Annotated in this window: 3 protein-coding genes and 1 pseudogene; all 4 read left to right on the forward strand. The window is 45.8% G+C overall.

Translation table 11 applies throughout. The features are described 5' to 3' along the window. Positions 1–1,518, forward strand: a pseudogene (locus QUB24_RS05700) (ATP-binding cassette domain-containing protein); the annotation flags it as partial. 40 nt (positions 1,519–1,558) lie between these two features. Then, positions 1,559–2,359 (forward strand): ABC transporter permease, encoded by an 801-nt coding sequence (locus tag QUB24_RS05705; RefSeq protein WP_333130509.1) that lies wholly within the window; start codon positions 1,559–1,561, stop codon positions 2,357–2,359. A gap of 114 nt (positions 2,360–2,473) precedes the next feature. Then, the gene (locus tag QUB24_RS05710) at positions 2,474–3,376 is read left to right on the forward strand and encodes an Rpn family recombination-promoting nuclease/putative transposase (protein ID WP_333151512.1); all 903 of its coding nucleotides are present in this window, start codon (positions 2,474–2,476) and stop codon (positions 3,374–3,376) included. A 44-nt stretch (positions 3,377–3,420) separates the two neighbouring features. Beyond that, the coding region (locus QUB24_RS05715; protein WP_333151514.1) for a Gldg family protein at positions 3,421–5,108 on the forward strand (1,688 nt) is incomplete at its 3' end.

Here is a 5,108-nt window from a genome sequence, read left to right on the forward strand (position 1 = left end):
GTAGAGTCGATCGAGCATTCTCAGTCAGAATCAGAACCAGTTGCAGAAACCGTAGATTTGAGTGAACATCCTCAACCAGAATCAGAACCAGTTGCAGAAACCGTAGATTTGAGTGAAGCGAAGAATCTGAGTTTGGGTGTCACAGGAACCCGAGGATCTTACTCGCTACATATCTCTAAACAAGCAAGCAGGATGCTCACTTTTGTAAAAAATGTTTTTTATAAAAGTGAGAGACTCCCGATAGAACCTTCTCCACCAGCACCAGTTGTCGAAAATGTAGAAGTTTCACAAACAGTAGAGTCGCTCGACTATTCTCAACCAGAATCCGAACCAGTTGTCGAAAGACAAGAGTCGATCGAGCATCATGAACCAGAACCCGAACCAGTTGTCGAAACACCAGAGTCGATCGAGCATTCTCAACCAGAAGCGATTGTCGAAGATCTAGAAGTTTCACAAACAGTAGAGTCGATCGATCATAATGAACCAGAACCCGAACCAGTTGTCGAAACAGTAGAGTCGATCGAGCATCATCAACCAGAATCAGAACCAGTTGTCGAAAGGCAAGATTTGAGCGACTATTCTCAACCAGAATCAGAACCAATTGCAGAAACAGCAGAGGAAATAAGCGATTTAGAACCAGAAATGCAACGAGTGGCCGATTTTCTGGAAATTGTAGAAAGGCAAGAGTCGATCGAGCATTCTCAACCAGAACCGATTGTCGAAAATCTACTCATTGTCGAAACAGTAGAGTCGATCGAGCTTTCTCAGCCAGAACCGATTGTCGAAAATCTACTCATTGTAGAAACAGTAGAGTCGATCGAGCATTCTCAACCAGAACCGATTGTCGAAAATCTACTCATTGTAGAAACAGTAGAGTCGCTCGAACTTTCTCAGCCAGAACCCGAACCGATTTTAGATGCACCAAAGTCGCTCGAACTTTCTCAGCCAGAACCCGAACCGATTTTAGATGCACCAAAGTCGATCGAGTTTTCTCAACCAGAATCTGAACCGATTTTAGATGCACCAAAGTCGCTCGAACTTTCTCAACCAGAATCTGAACCGATTTTAGATGCACCAAAGTCGCTCGAACTTTCTCAACCAGAATCTGAACCGATTTTAGATGCACCAAAGTCGCTCGAGTTTTCTCAACCAGAATCTGAACCGATTTTAGATGCACCAAAGTCGCTCGAGTTTTCTCAGCCAGAATCCGAACCGATTTTAGATACGCCAAAGTCGCTCGAACTTTCTCAACCAGAACCCGAACCGATTTTAGATGCGCCAAAGTCGCTCGAACTTTCTCAACCAGAACCCGAACCGATTTTAGATGCGCCAAAGTCGCTCGAACTTTCTCAGCCAGAACCCGAACCTGTTGTAAAAAATCGGCCAATTAAAAAAAAGCCACAACCGAGTAGCGATTCTCTACCAGAACAGCCACCTGTTACCAAAAAGCGACAAATAGAAAGAAAAAAACAGGATAGCGACAGCAGTGAAACACCACCCGCAGGCGACTCAGAATGAACCAATTACCAATGCCCAATTACCCCTTCCCAATTCCTAAATGTTAGTAATGATTAGTAATATTGTCGCAATTTACCGCAAAGAACTACAAAGCTATTTTGCATCGCCATTAGCCTATGCCATCGCAGCAGTCTTTTGGCTAATCACCGGCTACTTTTTAATAGCCATCCTCCTCGCCCCCGACGGGTTAATTCCCCAAATCGGCCAGCGAGACCAAATGGGAATTACCGAACCTCCCATCGACGTAGCCTACGAATTCCTGCAACTCTTCCTGCGAATAATGGGTTCCCTTTCCTTGTTCGTACTACCCGCACTCTCAATGGGACTTTACGCAGAAGAACGCAAACGCGGCACCTTAGAACTATTAGCCACATCGCCCTTAACAAACTGGGCCGTTGCTACCGGCAAACTCCTGGGAGTTTTAACATTTTATACCACAATGTTGCTGCCTCTGCTTTTCTGCGAGGCGATCGCCCTCAGTTCCTCAACCCCGCCCGTACCCCCCGGAGTTCTTCTGCTAGGACACGGCGGCTTAATCTTACTAGCAGCAGGAGTATTGTCCCTCGGAATGTTTATTTCCTCCCTCACCGACAGCACAATTTTATCAGCCATCCTCACCTTCACTCTAGTATTATTTCTCTGGGTGATCGATGCAGTCGCAGTCAGTATCGGTGGCCCCTTCGGAACAGCATTAGGACATTTGTCGCTCCTAACAAATTACACCAATCTTGTCAAGGGAGTTTTTGACACCAGCAGTTTAATTATGTTTGCCAGTTACATCATTTTAGGAGTATTTCTGACCGCCCAATCCATCGATGCCTTGCGATATCAGCGTTCTTAAAAACATTAGGTAAGGCAGAGACAGAGCAGGTTATTTTTGCATAAGTAAAGACAAGTAAAGAGCAAATCGCAGGTTATTTTTCCCTGTGAATCATTCTACAAAACACCTCAAACAATGAGATTTATCAATCCAAAAATCGACTTCGCGTTTAAAAAAATATTCGGTTCCAGCGACAGCAAAGACATCCTGATTAATTTTTTAAACGCCATCCTTTATGAAGCACAGCCCGTCATCGAAGACTTAGAAATAATCGACTCCCAACCAGAACCTCAAACTCTCGCAACCCAAGACACACACCTAGATGTCAAAGCCACAATTAACGGCGACAGAATCGCCCTAGTTGAAATTCAACTGATCAACGTGCCTTCCTTTGGGAACAGAGTTTTGTACAACGCTGCCAAAAGCTACAGCCAGCAATTAACAGGAAAAGAACGCTACGAAAGACTAAAAACAGTAATTTCCTTAAAAATTGCCGATTTTGAAATGTTTGAAAATCAGCCGGAATTTATGTCACGGTTTGTTTTCCAAGAAAAAGAGCAACAGTTTGAGTCTCCAGATACTGCAATAGAATTAGTTTTTATCGAGCTGCCAAAATTTAGCAAGGAATTAGCAGAATTAGAAACAACCGCAGATCAATGGATTTACTTTCTCGAAAATACCAGCACTCTGGAGACAGTACCAGAAACACTCAGTGCAGTTCCCGAAATTCAGAAAGCTTTTAGAATTGCCAGCGAGGAAAACTTCACTCAGGAAGAATTAAATGAATTGCACAAGCAAGAACTGTGGATAGAAGACCAGCAGATTGCCATAGATGTAGCAAGAGAACAGGTAACAAAAACCGCTCAACTCTCGTTAATATTGCGTCAGCTAGTGCGGCGTTTAGGCACAATACAACCGGAAACCGAAAACTGCATCCGTCAATTAGGTATACAGGAATTAGAAGAACTAGGAGATGCCGTGCTGGATTTCAACAAGCAGTCAGATTTAACAGCATGGTTGCAAGCTAATGCGATATAGAATAACATCCTCGACCCGGAATTTTCTCACCCAATATTTACGTTATGAAAATTAGCAAAACAAATTGGAAATACGTTTTTTTGCTGGGCCCCCTCCTCATCGCAGCGGGTGTAACAGCAGCACTTGTATCAGGAGTATGGGACCCGCTGACAGTCGGTTTAGTTATTGCCGGAGCAGTGACGATCGCACTTTGGCTGCTATATTTGAGTTACGAACAAAGCTTTTGGGGGAAGCGTTCCACTCAAGCCAGCACCAACGCCCTGATTGCTACCCTCGCCGTCTTTGTGATTCTCGGAGTAATTAACTTCATAGCCGTTCGCTATCCCGTCCGCATCGACTTAACCGAAAGCCAACAATTTACCCTTGCCCCGCAGACTCAACAAATACTGCGAAATTTGCAACAAACAGTCAAAGTTTGGGTATTTGACCCCATCCAAAACCCCCAAATTAAAGAATTGCTGCAAAGCTACAAACGCGAGGGAGGCGAAAAATTCCAATTTGAGTTTGTTGACCCGCAGGCGCAACCGGGAAAAGCGCGGGAATTTAGTATTACCAGCATCGGAGAAGTTTACCTGCAATCCGGTGATAAAAAACAGGTACTGCAAAAAGGTGGCACTGCTTTTGGTAGCGACCCAAATCAAGGTCTTTCAGAGATAAAACTTACCAATGGCTTAGAAGAAATCCTGAGCACTCGCGTTGCTACAGTTTACTTTTTGCAAGGCAAAGGAGCCCGCCCGCTACAGGAAGGTCAAGGCGGAATTCAGCAAGCTGAAAAAGCTTTGAAAGATAAATACTACAACGCCCAAACGCTGAATTTGACCGAACGCAAAGAAGTGCCAGAAGATGCAGATGCTTTAATCGTTCCCGGCCAGGACAAACCGTTTTCCGATACAGAAATTAAAGCACTAAGAGCTTATCTCGATCGCGGCGGCAGTTTATTGTTAATGGTAGACCCGGCAATTGATACGGGATTGGACAAATTGCTGCAAGAATGGGGCGTCAAACTAGACGCCCGTTTGGCCATCGATGCTTCGGGTACTGGTCAAAGATTTGGGCTCGGCCCCACGGTTCCCACAGTCAGGCGCTACGGCGAACATCCGATTACTCAAAGTTTTGGCACCGGCATTTCATTTTATCCGTTTGCGCGTGCTTTGGAAACCTCGCCCGTAGAAGGGATAGAGGAAAAACCTCTGATTTGGACGAGTCAAGAAAGTTGGGCGGAAAGCGATTTGACGACGAGGAAATTGGAGTTCGATCAAAAGACCGATCGACAAGGCCCGCTATTATTAGGTGTAGCTTTAGTTCGATCGTCCACTGACAGCACTCCCTTAAAGCCCTCACCTTCACCAACACCAACTTCGCCGTCGCCTTCACCCCAAGCATCGCCTACAGATTCACCATCGCCTACAGATTCACCATCGCCGACAACTTCCCCATCGCCGACAACTTCACCATCGCCGACAACTTCACCATCGCCTACAGATTCACCATCGCCTACAGACTCACCATCGCCTACAGACTCACCATCGCCTACAGACTCACCATCACCGACAACTTCCCCATCACCGACAACTTCCCCATCACCGACAACTTCCCCATCACCGACAGACTCACCATCGCCGACAACTTCCCCATCGCCGACAACTTCCCCATCACCGACAACTTCCCCATCACCGACAACTTCCCCATCACCGACAACTTCCCCATCACCGACAACTTCCCCATCACCGAC

Origin of the sequence: Microcoleus sp. B9-D4 (assembly GCF_036705105.1) — a bacterium.
GTDB lineage: Bacteria > Cyanobacteriota > Cyanobacteriia > Cyanobacteriales > Microcoleaceae > Microcoleus.

What these genes read in the sequence shown, in the direction of transcription:
- QUB24_RS05705 (WP_333130509.1), top strand. Translation starts at nt 1,559, where the DNA reads ATGTTAGTAATGATTAGTAATATTGTCGCAATTTACCGCAAAGAACTA.
- QUB24_RS05710 (WP_333151512.1), top strand. Translation starts at nt 2,474, where the DNA reads ATGAGATTTATCAATCCAAAAATCGACTTCGCGTTTAAAAAAATATTC.